The organism is Enterobacter sp. T1-1 (assembly GCF_000710795.1).
Classification (GTDB): domain Bacteria; phylum Pseudomonadota; class Gammaproteobacteria; order Enterobacterales; family Enterobacteriaceae; genus Enterobacter; species Enterobacter cloacae.
The window spans coordinates 1-17,241 of record NZ_JALW01000008.1; the positions used below are offsets into that span (position 1 = coordinate 1).

General features: G+C 57.9%; 13 protein-coding genes. 7 read left to right on the forward strand and 6 right to left on the reverse strand.

The annotated features are described in order from the left end of the window. Positions 1-93: 93 nt before the first annotated feature. Positions 94-1,206 carry a M20 family metallopeptidase gene (locus tag AK59_RS0104070; protein WP_029882112.1) on the reverse strand — a complete coding sequence of 371 codons (1,113 nt, stop codon included), beginning with the start codon at positions 1,204-1,206 and terminating at the stop codon, positions 94-96. Positions 1,207-1,498: 292 nt separating this feature from the next. Between AK59_RS0104070 and cstA the strand changes: the two genes are divergently transcribed. Together cstA and AK59_RS0104080 are read left to right on the forward strand one after the other, a co-directional pair. After that, positions 1,499-3,604, forward strand: coding sequence for a pyruvate/proton symporter CstA (gene cstA, locus AK59_RS0104075; protein WP_029882113.1), 2,106 nt, complete (start codon positions 1,499-1,501; stop codon positions 3,602-3,604). Between the two features lie 103 nt (positions 3,605-3,707). Next, complete coding sequence (locus AK59_RS0104080) at positions 3,708-3,905, forward strand: YbdD/YjiX family protein (protein ID WP_013097627.1); 198 nt, start codon at positions 3,708-3,710, stop codon at positions 3,903-3,905. Here the strand turns inward: AK59_RS0104080 and AK59_RS0104085 are convergent. From AK59_RS0104085 to AK59_RS0104100, 4 genes are all read right to left on the reverse strand, one after another. Further along, a complete protein-coding gene (locus tag AK59_RS0104085; RefSeq protein WP_023621328.1) occupies positions 3,902-4,306 on the reverse strand; it encodes a helix-turn-helix domain-containing protein in 405 nt (134 codons plus the stop codon). The genes AK59_RS0104080 and AK59_RS0104085 overlap by 4 nt on opposite strands. Beyond that, positions 4,287-4,583 carry a type II toxin-antitoxin system RelE family toxin gene (locus AK59_RS0104090; RefSeq protein ID WP_029882114.1) on the reverse strand — a complete coding sequence of 99 codons (297 nt, stop codon included), beginning with the start codon at positions 4,581-4,583 and terminating at the stop codon, positions 4,287-4,289. Before AK59_RS0104090 ends, AK59_RS0104085 begins: the two co-directional genes overlap by 20 nt. 183 nt (positions 4,584-4,766) lie before the next feature. Continuing rightward, a complete protein-coding gene (locus AK59_RS0104095) occupies positions 4,767-5,510 on the reverse strand; it encodes an SDR family NAD(P)-dependent oxidoreductase (RefSeq protein WP_029882115.1) in 744 nt (247 codons plus the stop codon). Between the two features lie 57 nt (positions 5,511-5,567). After that, positions 5,568-6,656, reverse strand: coding sequence for an oxidoreductase (locus AK59_RS0104100; RefSeq protein WP_029882116.1), 1,089 nt, complete (start codon positions 6,654-6,656; stop codon positions 5,568-5,570). 159 nt (positions 6,657-6,815) lie between these two features. On the opposite strand from AK59_RS0104100, the gene AK59_RS0104105 reads away from it, so the two are divergent. The 5 genes from AK59_RS0104105 to AK59_RS0104125 all read left to right on the forward strand — a co-directional run bounded on the left by AK59_RS0104105 (position 6,816) and on the right by AK59_RS0104125 (position 15,969). Beyond that, entirely contained in the window at positions 6,816-8,318 is a 1,503-nt protein-coding gene (locus AK59_RS0104105; RefSeq protein ID WP_029882117.1) for a sugar ABC transporter ATP-binding protein, read from the forward strand. After that, positions 8,315-9,310, forward strand: coding sequence for an ABC transporter permease (locus AK59_RS0104110; RefSeq protein WP_029882118.1), 996 nt, complete (start codon positions 8,315-8,317; stop codon positions 9,308-9,310). The genes AK59_RS0104105 and AK59_RS0104110 overlap by 4 nt, the downstream gene beginning before the upstream one ends. Positions 9,311-9,329: 19 nt before the next feature. After that, entirely contained in the window at positions 9,330-10,394 is a 1,065-nt protein-coding gene (locus AK59_RS0104115) for a sugar ABC transporter substrate-binding protein (protein WP_029882119.1), read from the forward strand. 43 nt (positions 10,395-10,437) lie between these two features. After that, positions 10,438-11,679, forward strand: a complete 1,242-nt coding sequence (locus tag AK59_RS0104120) for an LVIVD repeat-containing protein (RefSeq protein ID WP_029882120.1) — start codon at positions 10,438-10,440, stop codon at positions 11,677-11,679. Positions 11,680-11,811: 132 nt separating this feature from the next. Beyond that, a complete protein-coding gene (locus AK59_RS0104125) occupies positions 11,812-15,969 on the forward strand; it encodes an inverse autotransporter beta-barrel domain-containing protein (RefSeq protein ID WP_029882121.1) in 4,158 nt (1,385 codons plus the stop codon). A 31-nt stretch (positions 15,970-16,000) separates the two neighbouring features. Here AK59_RS0104125 and mtnK read toward each other — a convergent pair whose 3' ends face one another. After that, the gene (gene mtnK / locus AK59_RS0104130) at positions 16,001-17,200 is read right to left on the reverse strand and encodes an S-methyl-5-thioribose kinase (RefSeq protein ID WP_029882122.1); all 1,200 of its coding nucleotides are present in this window, start codon (positions 17,198-17,200) and stop codon (positions 16,001-16,003) included. Positions 17,201-17,241 lie beyond the last annotated feature (41 nt).

Sequence of the window (17,241 nt, forward strand, 5' to 3'; positions counted from 1 at the left end):
TGGGAAAAGAGTACAGTAATATGGTCATGGTGGCATGACCATATTACTGGGGATCCCTCAGCCCAAAGGGAGAGGGGACGGTGTAGTACAAAATTAGAGCATTGAGACGACGCGTTTAAGTAACCGAATTCGCGGCGCAATGGACGCTTTGTCCAGCCACTCCGCCGGGCTGTGGAAGCCCGCGCCAATCGGCCCTAAGCCGTCAAGCGTGGGGATACCCAGCGCAGCGGTGTGGTTGGCATCGCTGCCGCCGCCGACCGCCTGCCAGGTAATGGCGATGCCTTCCGCTTTACCTGCCGCTTCAACCTGCTGCATCAGTGCCTGAGTCGCAACGCTTGCTGCCATCGCCGGTTTGTGATTGACCCGCGTCAGCGTCGTCGTCACGCCGTCTAAAAAGCCTTTTTCACATAAGGCTTCCAGCGCCTGATTCACCCGGTCATACTCGTCGTTTTCCCAGAAGCGAACGTCGAGCTCGGCCACGGCGTGGTCCGCCACCACGTTTGCCGCGCTGCCGCCGCGAATCACCCCTACGTTGAGTGTGGTGCCGCGCGACCCGTCGCTCAGCGCATTCAGGGCAACGATGCTGTTTGCCAGCGCTGTGATTGCCGAACGGCCTTTTTCCGGGTCGTTACCCGCATGTGCCGCCACGCCCTTGAAGGTGAGGTGATAGCCCGCCATACCTTTCCGGGCTTTCACCAGAGAGCCATCAGCACGGGCAGCTTCGCACACCAGCACGCAGCGGGAGCGTTGTGCCAGCACACCGATCCATTCGTGGGAGTATACCGAGCCCGTTTCTTCGTCCGGGTTCATCGCGACCGCGATTGCCAGGCGATCTTTATCCGCAGGATCTAGCTCGCGCATTGCCCACAGAATATTGAGCAGTCCGCTTTTCATATCAGACACGCCGGCGCCGTAGAGACGCGTATCGTCCTCGCTCAATGGGCGTTCGGCCACGGTGCCGGGGGCAAAAACGGTATCAAGATGGCCGACCAGCAGCACGTCGAACTGCTCTGCCTGCGGCTTGTTGCTGACGAAGAGGCCCGGGCCAACTTTCTCGCCCAGGTTTACCTGCCCGGTATGCCAGCCTTCGCGTTGCCAGAGAGATTCTAAAATGCCAGCCACGGCGGCAACGCCCGCGATGGTCTGGGTGCCGCAGTCCACGTTCACCAGGCTTTTCAGCTCTTCAATGTAGCGATCCAGATTCATTTCCTTTTCCTTGTAAGCGGTAAGCGCGCGATCGCGCAGGGTCATTCTGGCGAGGTTGAGCGTAAAAAAAATGATACAAATCATCCCGTAAGGTTGAGCCAGGACGAAAAACGCAGAAGTGTGACCGATGACAGCGACGGGGTTGTTTCAGCCTGAAAGTGATCGACTTAACACTGTGGTGTAAATCTCTGGTTTGACCACGCATTATTGCGTTTCAAAGTTGTTAAATTTTACGCGTTGTTCTAGAAACAAAATGTAACATCTCACTGTTCCACAACAACGGACAACAACTATGAACAACTCAGGGAAATACCTTACATGGGCACTGCTTTCCGTTGTGGGAGCTTTTGCCCTGGGCTATATCGCCCTCAACCGGGGGGAACAGATCAATGCGCTCTGGATTGTCGTTGCCTCCGTCTGCATTTATCTGATCGCATATCGTTTTTATGGTCGCTATATCGCCAAAACGGTGCTGGCGGTTGACGGCACGCGCATGACGCCCGCCGTTCGTCATAACGACGGGCTGGACTACGTTCCGACCGATAAGAAAGTGCTGTTCGGTCACCACTTTGCGGCGATTGCCGGGGCAGGCCCGCTGGTGGGGCCGGTGCTGGCGGCGCAGATGGGCTATCTGCCGGGGATGATCTGGATCCTTGCCGGCGTGGTGCTGGCGGGGGCCGTACAGGACTTTATGGTGCTGTTCGTCTCCACCCGTCGCGACGGCCGTTCGCTTGGCGAGCTGGTGAAAGAGGAGATGGGCGCGACGGCCGGGGTGATTGCGCTGGTGGCGACCTTTATGATCATGGTGATCATCCTTGCGGTGCTGGCGATGATTGTGGTGAAAGCGCTGACCCACAGTCCGTGGGGGACTTACACCGTCGCGTTCACCATTCCGCTGGCCATTTTTATGGGGATCTACATTCGCTACCTGCGTCCGGGACGCATTGGTGAGGTGTCGGTGATTGGTCTGGTGCTGCTGGTGTTCGCCATTATCTCCGGCGGCTGGGTGGCAGAGAGCCCAACCTGGGCACCGTTCTTCGACTTTACCGGCGTACAGCTAACCTGGATGCTGGTGGGGTACGGGTTTGTGGCCGCGGTGCTGCCGGTGTGGCTGCTGCTGGCCCCGCGTGATTACCTTTCCACGTTCCTGAAAATTGGCACCATCGTCGGGCTGGCTATCGGTATTTTGATCATGCGCCCGACGCTGACCATGCCAGCGTTAACCAAATTCGTTGACGGTACGGGCCCGGTCTGGACCGGTAACCTGTTCCCGTTCCTGTTTATCACCATCGCCTGTGGTGCGGTGTCTGGCTTCCACGCGCTGATTGCCTCCGGGACCACGCCGAAGATGCTGGCGAATGAAAATCAGGCCTGCCTGATTGGCTACGGCGGCATGCTGATGGAGTCCTTCGTGGCGATCATGGCGCTGGTCTCTGCCTGCATTATCGACCCGGGCGTCTACTTCGCGATGAACAGCCCGATGGCGGTTCTGGCTCCGGCGGGCACCGCCGACGTGGTGGCATCCGCAGCACAGGTGGTAAGCGGCTGGGGCTTTGCCATTACCCCGGATACGTTGACGAGTATCGCCAGTGAAGTGGGCGAGCAGTCGATTATCTCCCGCGCGGGTGGCGCACCTACGCTGGCGGTGGGCATGGCCTACATACTTCACGGTGCGCTGGGCGGGCTGATGGATGTCTCGTTCTGGTATCACTTCGCCATTCTCTTTGAAGCGCTGTTTATTCTGACGGCGGTGGATGCGGGGACGCGTGCGGCGCGCTTTATGCTGCAGGATCTGCTGGGTGTGATCTCCCCGAATCTGAAGCGTACCGATTCGCTCCCGGCGAACCTGCTGGCAACGGCCTTGTGCGTGCTGGCGTGGGGGTACTTCCTGCATCAGGGCGTGGTGGATCCGCTTGGCGGTATTAACACGCTGTGGCCGCTGTTCGGTATCGCTAACCAGATGCTGGCAGGGATGGCGCTGATGCTGTGTGCGGTGGTGCTGTTCAAGATGAAGCGCCAGCGTTATGCCTGGGTGGCGCTGCTGCCTACCGCCTGGCTGCTGATTTGTACCCTGACGGCGGGCTGGCAGAAAGCCTTCAGCCCGGACAATAAAGTGGGCTTCCTGGCGATTGCCAATAAGTTCCAGGCGATGATCGACAGCGGTAAAATCCCGGCGCAGTATACGGAATCACAGCTGTCGCAGCTGGTGTTTAACAACCGTCTGGATGCCGGGCTGACCATCTTCTTTATGGTGGTGGTCGTGGTACTGGCGTTGTATTCTCTGAAGACCGCGCTGGCGGCGCTGAAAGAAGACAAGCCGACAGCGAAAGAGACACCGTATGAACCGATGCCTGAGAACCTGGACGAGATTGTGACCCAGGCGAAAGGGGCGCATTAACCTGTGTGCCGGGTGGCGCTAGCGCTTACCCGGCCTACATTTCTTATCCTCCCTCTCCCTTTGGGAGAGGGCCGGGGTGAGGGAAACAAACGAGAAATGACTTATGTTCGACACCCTTTCCAAAGCAGGTAAATACCTGGGCCAGGCCGCCAAAATGATGATTGGCGTGCCGGACTACGACAACTACGTCGAGCATATGCGCGTCAACCATCCGGACCAGACGCCAATGACCTACGACGAATTTTTCCGCGATCGCCAGGACGCCCGTTACGGCGGCAAGGGCGGGGCGAAGTGCTGTTAACCCTCTTTCGGTAAATAGAGGCTGATCTGTTCCTGTTTACAGCCGTAGATCGCCGCCAGCTTTTCACGGGTGCGCTTTTGCGGACGGGAGTCCAGCGCTTCCAGCTGTGATACGGCAGACTGGCTGATGCCGAGTTTCTCTGCCACCTCCTGCTGGGACATGCCGCGCAGGATGCGCCAGGCGGCCTGCAGGCTGACGTTCTGCCAGGTCATGATGCTGCAAACCTCACCTGGAAGTTCAACGTCATCCAGCTCATCGTGTTCGACTTCAATATCCTCCAGATCGTCGTCGGTTTCGTCGTCGATTTCCGCCATCTGCAGGCACATACGAAAATATTCATCATAGGGAATAACCACGTACTGCGTTTTTCCGTTATCGTCCTTAATTAGCTGAACAGCCATAGGTGGCTTTCTCCTCGTGCAGGTAAGTTGTTGATGTTCTGCGCTTAACGGCCAAAACATAACAATGGTTATCGGGTTCGTCCCGAAGCGTATAGACGATGCGGTAATCGCCAACGCGTAGCCGGTAGTGATCTTCTGTCGCCGATATTTTTTTGATATCGGGCCGGGGAGCCGAGCGGTCATCCAGCTCAACAAGCTTCAACTCAATGCGACGCTGATATCGCTCGTCAATCTTTAAAAATGCCTTCTTTGCCCCATTGGACCAGACAATCTTCATCCGTACCTCCACTGTACGCCCACACAAAGTATAAGGAAATAATAAGACTATTAGATAAATTCCGAATTTCTTATGGGCTACTGTAGAGCGGAGAACAAATGCAGGTAAGCGGCAAAACGCAAACCGTCGAGGCGGTGCGAAAACGCCTCTGCCGGGCGACAGAGGCTTGCAGAAAATGTGCGATCAGGCGTTCAAACCGCCGTCCACATCCAGCCCCGTACCGGAGATCTGTCCGGCGGCCGGGCTGGCGAGGAAGGTGACCGCCGCCGCGATATCTTCCGGTTGCCCGTAATGACCGACGGCAATCATCCGACGCTGGGCTTCTGCCTGTTCGCCGTCCTCCGGATTCATATCGCTGTTGGTTGGGCCGGGATGCACCAGGTTCACGGTAATACCGCGGGGCCCCAGATCCCGCGCCAGACCGCGCGTGAAGGAGTTAAGCGCGGATTTGGTCATGGAGTAGACGGAGATACCCGGCATCGCCACGCGGTTTGCCAGACAGCTACCGATATTGATAATGCGTCCGCCGTCAGACATGTGTACCAGCGCTTCCTGAGTGGCGATCACCACGCCGCGAATGTTGACGTTAATCAGGGCATCGATATCCGCCAGCGTCATGGACTCCAGCGGGCCGCCGCGGGCGATACCGGCGTTATTGACCAGAATGTCCAGCCCGCCGAGGGTGCGCGCCGCATGGGTGACCGCGTCCTGAATAGCCTCTGCACTGGCGCTGTCGGCCTGAACCGCCTCACTGTGCCGCCCCAGCGCGCTTATCTCATCGACCACGGCCTGGGCTTTATCGACGGACTTTTCATACGTGATAACCACATCGGCACCGGCGCGTGCCAGCGACAGCGCGATAGCACGGCCCAATCCCCGGCTGGCACCGGTAACCAGCGCTTTCTTACCTGTTAAATCGATCTGCATGATGACCTCGTTGCGAGAGTGGTGAGAATCATCATTAGGTATAGTCGCTCGGCGCGTTTAACGGCTGAAGGATTCCACTTTCTCGAATGCCGCGCGCAGAACGTCAGGCGTGAGCGCCACGGGCAAATAGTGAATCGACTCCACCGGGCGCAGGGTGTGATTGATGACCTTGTCCAGTTCGTCACGGTTGTTGATATCCACCTCCAGCTCGCGAAGCCGGGTCGGCAGGTTAAAGCGCTGATACGCGGTGATAAGCTGCGCCAGCACGTCGTCCTGACCGAGCAGGGCGCTTTGCACCAGAATGCCGTAGGCCACTTTGGTGCCGTGCAGGTATTTTTCCGTCTGCGGCAGGATGGTTAAGCCGTTATGCACCGCATGTGCCGCCGCCACGCGTGTATAACGTTCGCCGAGCCCACCGACCATGCCGCCACCGGCAATAATGGCATCCACCACATCCCTGAATGCCTGCGTTGCTTCGCCGCGCTGCTGGTCAGCCAGCGCGTCCTCGCTGCGTTCCAGCAGCACGTCGCGGATAGCCAGCGCGCCGTTAATCCCCAGACGTACGGTCAGCGGCAGGTGTTCAGGCTGCGGTGCGAGTACAACCGCTTCATACCACTTCGCCAGGGTATCGCCGATACCAGCCAGCAGGTATTCCGCCGGGGCGTTAAGGATGATTTGCGGCTCCACCAGCACCAGGAAATTGGCATCGTCGAAAATTTCAAACTGCAGCGCCTGCCCGGCATCGTTGTACCAGACGGAGAGCGGCGTCCATGCCGCACAGGTAGCGGCGATAGTCGGGATACCCACGAACGGAACGCCCAAACGACGCGCCACGGCTTTAACCGTATCCATCACCGCTCCGCCGCCAACGCCAATCACCACGACCGCCTCGCTGCCGGATTCATTCACCAGATGGGTGACGTCACGCTCGCTGCAGTGGCCTTTGAACAACAGGTGTTTTGCGCCGGGGGCCGCAAAGCTCTCCGGCAGGTAGGGACGTGCGCCTTCAAGCGCGCGTTCGCCGTAGATCCACACCGCGCGGGAAAGCTGCTCCGGGGTGAAGAAGTCATGCAGATGCGCAAGGCTTCCGGGATGAGAAAAGTAGTTCGCCGGGCCGGGAACGACGCGGATATCGGTGTTGCTCATGGTGTTGTCCTTTTTTAGCAAGCGCTAACCCGATGTTATGTCTGGACATCCGGATGGCTAATAATATTTGGCTTTATCTTATGCCTTTTCTGTCGTTGTCAGTCAACCGGAGCTGTGAAAAATTCAATAAATCAAACTATTAATGAGGATCCTACGCGGATGGTTTCCAGTCGCCTTGAGATGCGCGGTATCAGCCTGGCCTTTTCCGGCTTTCAGGCGCTGTCGCGCGTGGACTTTACCCTGAACGGCGGATCGGTGCATGCATTGACCGGGGCTAACGGCGCAGGGAAATCGACGCTGATGGCGGTGCTGTGCGGAACGCACGATCGCTATGAGGGGGAGATCTGCATTAATAACCAGCCGGTGACGATCCGCGAACCGCTCGATGCCAAACGGCTGGGGATCCACCTTGTGCAGCAGGAAGTGGACGTGGCGCTGGTTCCGGGGCTGAGCATCGCTGAAAACATCATGCTCGACCAGCTGGCGCAGCCGGGACATCGCTACCGCTGGCGTGCTATTCGTCAACAGGCGAAGCAGGCGCTGGCGCAGCTCGACGTTGCGCTGGACGTTCGCCGTTCCATCGACAGCTGTTCGTTGGCTGAAAAACAGCAGATCCTGCTGGCGCGGGCGCTGTCGCATCACTGCCGTTTTTTGATCCTCGATGAACCTACCGCACCGCTGGATGCCCACGACAGTGAACGCCTGTTCGCGGTGGTGCGACTTTTAAAGCAGCAGGGCATTGGCGTGGTGTTTATCTCGCACCGCATTCATGAGCTGAAAGCCATCTGTGACACCTTAACGGTGCTGCGTGATGGCAAGCTGATTGAGACCGGCCCGATGGCGGATCTCAGCGGCGAAGCGATCGTCGAGAAGATGCTCGGCCACGAACTGAGCGATATCTACCCGCCAGCACGTCCTGTGCATAGCGACGAGACGCTGCTGCGGGTGGAGGGGCTGCACGACGACGCGTTGCTGAAAGATATCTCCCTGCATCTGCGTAAAGGCGAAATCCTCGGCATTGCCGGGCTGGCGGGCGCAGGCAAAACCGAACTCTGCAAGGCGCTGTTTGGTGCCAGCAAAAGCCGGGTGGAGCGTGGCGAGCTCAATCATCAGCCCTGGAAACCGCGCGATCCGGCCGATTCTGTGCTGCGGGGGCTGGCGCTGGTACCGGAGGAGCGGCGCAAGGAGGGGATTTTCATCGACGAGCCGGTGAGCATGAACCTGGCCGTGACGGCAGATAACAGCTTTTCGCGCTGGAGTCTCTTTGGTCATCGTCAGGCGTGGCGCTGGGCGGAAGAGGTGATTGCCCGCGTCGGCGTGCGAACACGCGGGCCGGGGCAGGTTTTACATCGGCTTTCTGGCGGTAACCAGCAGAAGGTTGCTATTGGCAAATGGCTGCGCAATGACGCCAGCGTGCTGATATTTGACGAGCCGACCAAGGGCGTTGACGTCAAAGCGAAGACCGATCTGTTTCAACTGATCGACGGCCTGGCCCGCGAGGGCAAAGGGGTGATTTACGCTTCGGGCGAGTTTGCCGAACTGGTAGGGCTATGCGACCGCATCTGCGTGCTCTGGGACGGACGCATCGTGGCGGAAATCCCCGGGGCCGAGGCGCGGGAAGAGACACTACTTTATTATTCAACCGGAGGAACGGCGTCGTGAGCAAGGCCCTTTCAGTAACGGCGACGGTATCTGGCCGTCAGCAACTTTTCGATTTTCTCTACCGGTGGGGCATGTTGCTCACCGTGGTGGCGCTGGTGGTGGTTTTTGGCCTGGCGTCGGACAGCTTCCTCGACCCGAACAACATCATCAACATTCTGCGCTCGATTGCCATCGTCACGGTGATTGCCATTGGCGTATCGATTTCACTGACCGTGGGCGGGTTCGATCTCTCCGTTGGCTCAACGGCGTCGCTGGCGAATGCGCTGGTGATCTCGCTCTTCGTCTGGCACGGCTTCGGCGCCACCGAGTCGATCCTGATCACCCTCGCGCTCTGTACCCTGGTCGGGCTGTTTAACGCCTTTCTGATCGTCATTCTGCGTATTCCGGACATGCTCGCCACGCTTGCCAGCCTGTTCGTCATTCAGGGCGTGGCGATGACCTACAGCTACGGCGGGTCGATTACCGAGAACATGGTGCTGCCGAGCGGTGATATGGCGGAAGGAACTATTCCGGCGGCGTTCAGCCTGCTGGGGCAGGTGCCGACCATCGTCATCATCATGCTGGCGGTGACCCTGCTGGCACAGCTGGGATTGTCACTGACCACCCACGGCCGACGCATGTATGCCATCGGCGGCAACCCGGAGGCGGCGCGCCTTTCGGGTATCCGCACCACGCGCTACAAGGTCGCGGCCTACGTGCTTGCCTCGCTGCTGGCCGGACTGGGCGGGATTTTGCTGGCCTCGCGCATTGGGTCGTCGCAGGTGAATGCGGGCGGCGGGTATCTGATGGACGCGGTGGCGGCAGCGTGGATCGGCTTTTCGCTGGCTGGGTCCGGCAAGCCGAACGCGCTGGGAACGCTGGTGGGGGCGGTCATTCTGGGCGTGCTATCGAACGGGCTGGTGATGCTCTCCGTACCGTATTACGCCATGGACATTATAAAAGGGCTGGTGCTTGCCGTGGCGCTGGCGATTACTTACATACAAAAACGCTGACAACACAACGGGATAAAAAATGAAAAAGATTGCACTCTCTTTGGTGGCTCTTGGGTTACTCACCTCTCTGCCGGGCTTTGCGGCCACGCCCGCACCGGTTCCGGCGGCCATTGCCAACCACGACGGCCCCATTCGCATTGCGGTGATCCGCAACCTTGGCTCGGATGACAACACCACGCAGTTTGTCGCCGGGGCGATTCAGGAAGGGAAAAAACTTGGCTTTAAGGTCAGCACCTTTTTAAGCAACGGTGACGACGCAAAATTCCAGGACTTTGTGAATCAGGCGATCAGCCAGAAATATGACGGGATTATTCTCTCTCAGGGGCGTGATCCGTATGCGACCGCGCTGGTGAAGAAGGCGGTGGATGCCGGGATTAAGGTTTCGGTGTTTGATACCGCCGTCAACGGCGAGATCCCAGGCGTGACGGTCACCCAGCAGGACGATGCCTCCCTGACGAATCTCTCCTTCGGCCAGCTGGCGAAAGATTTCAACGGCAAGGCCAATATCGTCAAGCTGTGGGTCGCCGGTTTCCCGCCGATGGAGCGTCGTCAGGCGGCGTATAAGGAACTGCAGAAACAGTACCCGAATATCAAAGAGCTGGAGTCTATTGGCGCGGTGTCGTCGGACGTGCAGGGCGATACCGCCAACAAGGTTGGGGCAATTCTGGCGAAATACCCGAAAGGTAAAATCGACGCTATCTGGGGCACCTGGGACGCCTTCAGCCAGGGGGCGTATAAAGCCCTGAAGGAGAATGGCCGCACTGAAATCAAGCTCTACAGCATCGACATCTCCAACCAGGATTTACAGCTGATGCGCGAGCCGGGAAGCCCGTGGGCAGTGAGCGTGGCGGTGGATCCAAAGCTGATTGGGGCAACTAACGTGCGTCTGATCGCTAACAAGATTGCCGGAGAGCCGACGCCTGCGACCTATGATTTTAAAGCAGCGGCGATCCCGCAGGCGCTGCTGACCGCCCAGCCGGGTGCGGTGAACGTGGCGTCGCTGGGGAAAATCATTCCGGGCTGGGGACAGACCGAAGACTTTATTGCGCCGTGGTTTGCGACGCTGGAAGCTAAGTCAAAATAGTGCCCGATAAGGCGCTGCCGCCACCCGGCGAAAGGAGCTAAAGGTGACAACATTACCCACCCCTGAATACAGCCGCAATATGCGGCTGATTGGCCATAGCGACCAGGGCGGTCGCCCGGACGGCGTGCAACTGATGGTGCACCGCGGTTATGCGTATATTGGCCATATGGTGTCGCAGGGCTTTTCGATTGTTGACGTGCGCGACCCGAAAAACCCGAAAGCGGCGGGTTATATACCTGCGCCGCCCGGCACCTGGAATGTGCATTTGCAGGCACACGACGATTTGCTACTGGTGATTAACGCCCGGGATCTGTTTGCCGATGCCCGCTTCGCCGATGAAAAGGTCTACTACACCCGTCAGGTGGGGGAGACCGTCAGCGACGTGCAGGACAAAGGCTGGAGCGCCGGGCTGCGCGTATTTGATATCTCCACGCCGGACAGGCCGCGTGAAATCGGCTTTCTGTCGTTAAATGGCATTGGTATCCACCGCATCTGGTACGTCGGCGGTCGCTGGGCCTATGTGTCGGCGCTGATCGACGGCTTTACCGACTATATCTTCCTGACCATCGACCTGGCCGATCCGCGTAAGCCCGAAGTGGCAGGGCGCTGGTGGTTGCCGGGCATGAATCAGGCCGCAGGTGAACGGCCAGAGTGGCCGGAAGGCAAACGCTACGCGCTGCATCATGCCATTATCGCCGGGGATACGGCATACGGCAGCTGGCGCGACGGCGGTTTAACGCTGCTGGATGTGAAAGATCGCACTCAGCCGAAGCTGATTAGCCACCGCAACTGGAGCCCGCCGTTTGGTGGCGGGACGCATACCGCGCTGCCGCTGCCGGACCGCGATCTGCTGGTGGTGCTCGACGAAGCGGTGCTCGACAACCAGGAGGACGGCGAGAAGTTCATCTGGCTGTTTGATATCCGCGAGCCGTCGAACCCGGTAAGTATCTCCACCTTCCCGCAGCCGGATGAAAGAGACTACGTGGCGAAAGGCGCGCATTTCGGCCCGCATAATCTGCACGAGAACCGGCCGGGAAGCTTTGTCAGCTCCACGCTGATCTTCGCCACCTTTCAGAATGCAGGGGTGCGTGCGTATGACATTTCGAATCCCTACCGCCCGGTGGAAACGGGGGCGCTGGTACCTGCTGCACCTGAAAGGATGATGGATACACGCCCGAATCGCCCGCAGGTGATCCAGTCGTGTGATGTTTTTGTGGATGCGCAGGGAATTATTTACAGCACGGATTATAACGGCGGGTTGTCGGTGATTGAATATTGGGGCTGAAAGGGAATGGGGAACTGAAATATATTTATTAGGTGAATGCTTATATTTATAGATTCTTAAAATAAACGCGCCGACTTTATCTTTAAGTCCTGATACGTACTATGGCTCTTTTTTTATTCAAGGATGAATTTAATGAGCCTGAAAAAATGTGCAGCCTGGTTGCAAATAGCACTGCAACTCCTTCCGCCGTCATTATTTTCGCTGGGCGCGACGCCCGTCGCCGCGCAGGATAAGGTAGCCGAGCCGCAAACCACCGAGCGGGTAGTGGCACAAACCGCCGTGCAGGCGGGGTCACTGCTGGAGAGCGGCAGTGGCCGTTCTGTCGCCAGCGCAATTACGTACCAGGCAACAAATACCGCCACGCAGGAAATTGAGTCCTGGTTAAATAAATTTGGTACCACGCGTCTGAATATCGGTACTGATGAGCATTTTTCCATTCAGGACGCGGAGTTAGATCTGCTTATCCCTTTATACGAGCAAAAATCGTCGCTGGTGTTCACCCAATTGGGGGGACGTCGTCACGACGACAGAAATATCGTTAATGTCGGGTTTGGCTACCGTGAATTTAATACCGCATGGATGTGGGGCGTGAATACCTTTTACGATCGCCAGGTTTCGGCGAATCAGCATCAGCGCCTTGGTGTTGGAGCCGAACTAGGCTGGGACTATCTGCGTCTTTCAGCCAACGGCTACTACCGTTTAAGCGACTGGATGTCTTCGTCCCGCTATCGCGATTATGACGAGCGTGTGGCGAACGGCTTTGACCTGCGTGCAACCGGGTATCTCCCCGCGTATCCGCAGCTTGGGGCGAACCTCGTCTACGAACAATACTATGGTCAGCACGTCGGGCTTTTCGGTGACGATGAGGACGATCGTCAGAAAGATCCCTACGCCGTAACCGTTGGACTGAGCTACACGCCCGTTCCGCTGGTTACCCTGGGTGTAAACCAAAAAATGGGTAAAGGCGAGGCATCGGATACGCAGTTTAACCTTGCGGTCAACTGGGCGCCGGGCGTGCCGCTGCGCACGCAGCTTGATGCGGACCAGGTGGGGGCACGCCGTACGCTGCTGGGGTCACGTCAGGAGCTGGTCGATCGTAATAACAATATTGTCCTGGATTACCGTAAGCAGGAGCTGATTTCGCTCGCACTGCCAGAAAACATTGCCGGGAATGAAAATGCCCGCCAGACCGTAACCGCGAAGGTTAAAACGAAATACGGGCTCGAACGCATCGACTGGCAGGGTGACAATTTGATACGTAACGGCGGCAAAATCACACCGGGTGCCGATCCGGCCCAGGTGGTGATTACGCTTCCAGCCTGGAAAAATGGCGGTTCCAACGCGTATACGTTAACCGCAACGGCCTGGGATAAGCACGGTAACGCTTCTGATACCGCGCGGATGACGGTGAACGTAAACGGCATGGACGTGACCACGCTGCAGCCCAGCCTGACGGCGTCTCCGTCCCGCTTACCGGCGGATGGCACCAGTCAGTCGGTATTAGCATTGGCGCTAAAAACCGCATCCGGCGAGGCTGCAACCGGGCTATCGGAGCGTCTTGGCGCATCGATCACCCTGAAAAATGCCGTTACAGGCACCGCGGCGCCTGTCGCACCGCAAATAAGCGCGTTTCGCGAAACGAGCAGCGGCGTATACAGCGCAACGCTTATCAGCGGAACCGCGCCTGCCACCCTTACCATTCAGACGTTCATCGACGGCAATATTAAGCTTGCTACCGCCTCTGTGACTGAAGAGGCGGTGTCCGAGGTTGTGGAACTTGCATCACTCAGTCCGTCGACCGTAAGCGCACCGGCAGACGGCGTAACGCCAATTGTCGTAGTAGCAAGCGTTGTCGATCGGTCCGGCAATCCCGTTTCGGGGCAAGAGGTGAAATGGACAGCGGATAACGCTGCGGTTCAGCTGTCTGCTGAACGCACCCTCACCAATGAGCAAGGGCAGGCCAGCATTCAACTCATTAGCCGTGACGTGGTTGCGACGACAGTGAGTGCGCAACTGGCGGACGGTAACCCGCTCTCTACCCCGACGCTAAAATTCGTTGCGGACAGCGCCAGCGCACAGGTGAGATCGGTCAATGTCGATAAAACCCGCATTGTTGCCAATAACAGCGACAGCGTAACGTATACCGCGCAGGTCGCAGATAACAGCAATCATCCGCTTGAAGGCGTGACGGTTAACTGGACGGTGAAGCGGGAAGATGGCACGACCGCAGGAAGCAAAACCTCGGTTACCGACGCCGCCGGAAACGCCACGTTGTCGCTGTCGTCAGCAAAAACGGGCGTTGCCTGGGTTTATGCTGATGTAAATCAGCAGAATGCGGTGAAAGCGGAAGCCGTAACGTTTGTCGCTGACACCAGCACGCAGCGTATCGCCGCCGTGGTGGTCGATAAGCAACAGGCCGTGGCCAACGGCAGCGACAGTATTACCTGGACGGCGCAGGTGCGCGATCTGCAGGGTAACGCCATTTCGGACGTAGAGGTTAACTGGTCGGCAGATAACCCAGACGTTAAGCTCGCCGCCAGCAGTACGCGGACGGATGCGCAGGGCAATGCCTCGCTGGTGGTTACCTCGCTGAAATCAGGCAGCGTTGTCATCACGGCTCAGACCGCTGAAAGCGCACCCGTTCGTGCTGACAGTGCAACCTTCACGGCCGATCCCACGACCGCGAAAATGTCGGAGATGGCCGCCGACAGCGTGACGGCGGTAGCCAATGGCACCGACGGTATCACCGTGCGCACTACCGTTGTGGATGCCAATGACAACCCGGTTGACGGAGCGAAGGTTGGCTGGGCGGTGAGCCCTTCCGGCGCGACGTTGTCCGATACGAGCAGCGTGACGAATGCATCGGGTGAGGCGAGCGTGACCTTACGTTCTGAAACCGCGGGGGAATATTCTCTTCAGGCCACGTTCGGCAGTAACACGTTACGCGTGACAAAACTGACCTTCACCGGTGACACCACCACGGCAAAGTTGGCTACCCTCACGGCGGATAAAACGACCGGCATTGTGGCTGACAGCGATACCGTACTGTTAACCGCAACCGTGGTGGATAGCCATCAGAACCCTGTACCAGGCGTTGCCGTTAACTGGAGCAGCAGTAATGCGGCTGATGTGACCCTGACGCCCGTTTCAGCAATGACCAATGCGCAAGGGCAGGCTGAAACGCGCTTCTCATCGCGCAAAGCGGGCAACATGACGGTTACCGCGACGGTGAATGGTAGCGGTCAGACGCTTACTCTCTCCGTGACAGGTAATCCGGCGACAGCGCAATTTACGAGCCTGAGTGCGGATAAAAAAGAGGCGGTGGCTGACGGGAACGCGACCATACGCTGGACCGCCACCGTCGAAGACGCCAACCATAACCCGCTTAGCGGTGTGGATGTGGCGTGGCGTGTAGATAACAGCAGCGTGAAGCTTGCCAGCGCCAGCACAAAAACCAACGAAGCGGGTCAGGCGTTTGTAACGGCGTCAACGACAACGGCCGGAACGGCAACGGTTAGCGCAACAGTTGTCGGTTCAACGGCGGCGATAAACGCGGAGCCGGTAACATTTATTGGCGATGCGACCACCGCCAGGGTTGAGAGCCTCAAGGCCAGTTCTGACCACGCGGTAGTCAACACCGACCGCATTACTTACACCGCAGTGGTGAAAGACGTAAACGGTAATGCCGTCAAAAATGCGACGGTCAACTGGAACACCACGCTTAATACCCTTTCAGCGCAAACCAGTGTGACCAATGGCAGCGGCGTGGCGACCGTGAAGCTGAGTGGCCCGGATACCGGTACGGCAAAGGTGAGTGCAGAGAGTAATAACACCACTAAAACCGATCAAACGGTTGTGTTTATTGCCAGCTATTCAGCCATGTGGAGCGTCACCGGTTCGACAAGCGCATTCAGTACGGGCGCAATATTTGGCTTCCCTTCGCTTGGGTTTGTGGCAACGGGAAGTACGCAGGGGCCGACGTCCCTGGTATGGACCGCAGAAGGTTACAGTACGCTTGTCGTGCCGATGAAGGACGAACAAGGCAATACCCGGGACGTGAAGATTCGCGCGCAGCGCAGATCGGATTGCTCCACCCGTCCGTTCAATGTGGCGGTTCTGTGTAGCAGTTGGGAAACCACAGGCTATAGCGCCAGCCTTAAGTATGTTGAGGCCGATAACCCGGATCTCCCGAGCGGGGTTTACCGTGGGGATATCAAGTTTGCCGGTAAAGACTGGCATTCATCGTGGTCTCTCGATTACACCGTGACCACCACGCTCACCAAAAACTGATGCAAAAACCTCCCGAAAGGGAGGTTTTTTTTTAACTGTACTGGCGCACTCTTGCCACCAGCTCTTCCACGCTGTCGATGCGATCGGCAATCACAATCAGCGCTTTACCCAGCGTGATGGCGTGGCGCAGACATTCGTGGCGCATCGCGTCGTCCTGAATGGTATCGATGTCCGCGACGTGTGACAGCCCCACACTGCGGCGGATCAGCTCCGTTCCGCAGAAACCAATGGTATCTCGCCAGACCTTTTTCAAAAATTCAGAGGCATAGCCCGGCGCACTTAGCGCGGCATCCCGGGTTTTCTCGTGCGCCAGCGCCTGGAAGCGCTCCGCAAAGGTATTCCATAACGCCTGAATGTCGATCAGACGCTGTTCCCGGGCGGCAGCGGCATCGCGGATGCCTAAATGCCCCGGCAGGCCACAGAAGTTCAGCAGCAGGTTGCCGATGGCGGTGCCCACGTCAAACCCAATCGGGCCAAAGTAACCGAATTCGGCGTCGATCGCTTTCAGGCTACCCTCGGCCACGAAAATCGATCCGCTGTGGATATCCCCGTGCAATAGCGCTTCGGCGTGGGAGAAGAAGCGATGCTTCAGGGAGGCCACGGCAATTTTCAACTGGGCGTCGTCGCGCAGGGCGGCGACATCGTTTTCCAGCTCTGCCGGATAGTTGTTGCGCTCGTGGATCTGGTACGGATCGTTAAAGAACAGATCTTCAGTGATCTCGCACATCTCCGGGTTAATGAACTGGGCAACCTGCGCTTTTTTATCGTGCGGGTGCAGGTAAAAATCGCTGGTGTGGAACAGCGTGTGCGCCAGGTACTCCCCCAGTTGACGCGCAGCCTGCGGGTAGGCGTTATTCTTAATCAGCTCCCCGCGCCAGATGCGATGGTCGGAGAGATCTTCCATCACCATGACCGCCAGTTCCGGGTCAAAATGATGAATTTTCACGGTATGCTGCGGGCTGTGCTTGTAATGCTCCACCAGCGTTTGCGCCTCAAGACGGGCGCGGTCCAGCGTCAGCGGCCAGGACTCACCGACGCAGCGAACGTATGGCAGCGCCTGTTTTACGATGATGCGGCTCACGCCCTGAGCATCGAAAATTTTGAAGACCAGATTGAGGTTGCCGTCGCCCACTTCCTGCGCCTCTACCAGTGATGATGGATTATCAAGGCCGCCAAACTGCCTGGCATACTCCACGGCGTCCTGGGCGGTAAAGGTACGGTATTGCGACATTGCCTGCTCCTCACTGATTTGCGAATAAAGACATTTAGACG

Bases quoted from the DNA above. Each gene is read 5' to 3' on its own strand.
- AK59_RS0104070 (WP_029882112.1), bottom strand. From the start codon at position 1,206: ATGAATCTGGATCGCTACATTGAAGAGCTGAAAAGCCTGGTGAACGTG.
- cstA (WP_029882113.1), top strand. From the start codon at position 1,499: ATGAACAACTCAGGGAAATACCTTACATGGGCACTGCTTTCCGTTGTG.
- AK59_RS0104080 (WP_013097627.1), top strand. From the start codon at position 3,708: ATGTTCGACACCCTTTCCAAAGCAGGTAAATACCTGGGCCAGGCCGCC.
- AK59_RS0104085 (WP_023621328.1), bottom strand. From the start codon at position 4,306: ATGGCTGTTCAGCTAATTAAGGACGATAACGGAAAAACGCAGTACGTG.
- AK59_RS0104090 (WP_029882114.1), bottom strand. From the start codon at position 4,583: ATGAAGATTGTCTGGTCCAATGGGGCAAAGAAGGCATTTTTAAAGATT.
- AK59_RS0104095 (WP_029882115.1), bottom strand. From the start codon at position 5,510: ATGCAGATCGATTTAACAGGTAAGAAAGCGCTGGTTACCGGTGCCAGC.
- AK59_RS0104100 (WP_029882116.1), bottom strand. From the start codon at position 6,656: ATGAGCAACACCGATATCCGCGTCGTTCCCGGCCCGGCGAACTACTTT.
- AK59_RS0104105 (WP_029882117.1), top strand. From the start codon at position 6,816: ATGGTTTCCAGTCGCCTTGAGATGCGCGGTATCAGCCTGGCCTTTTCC.
- AK59_RS0104115 (WP_029882119.1), top strand. From the start codon at position 9,330: ATGAAAAAGATTGCACTCTCTTTGGTGGCTCTTGGGTTACTCACCTCT.
- AK59_RS0104125 (WP_029882121.1), top strand. From the start codon at position 11,812: ATGAGCCTGAAAAAATGTGCAGCCTGGTTGCAAATAGCACTGCAACTC.
- mtnK (WP_029882122.1), bottom strand. From the start codon at position 17,200: ATGTCGCAATACCGTACCTTTACCGCCCAGGACGCCGTGGAGTATGCC.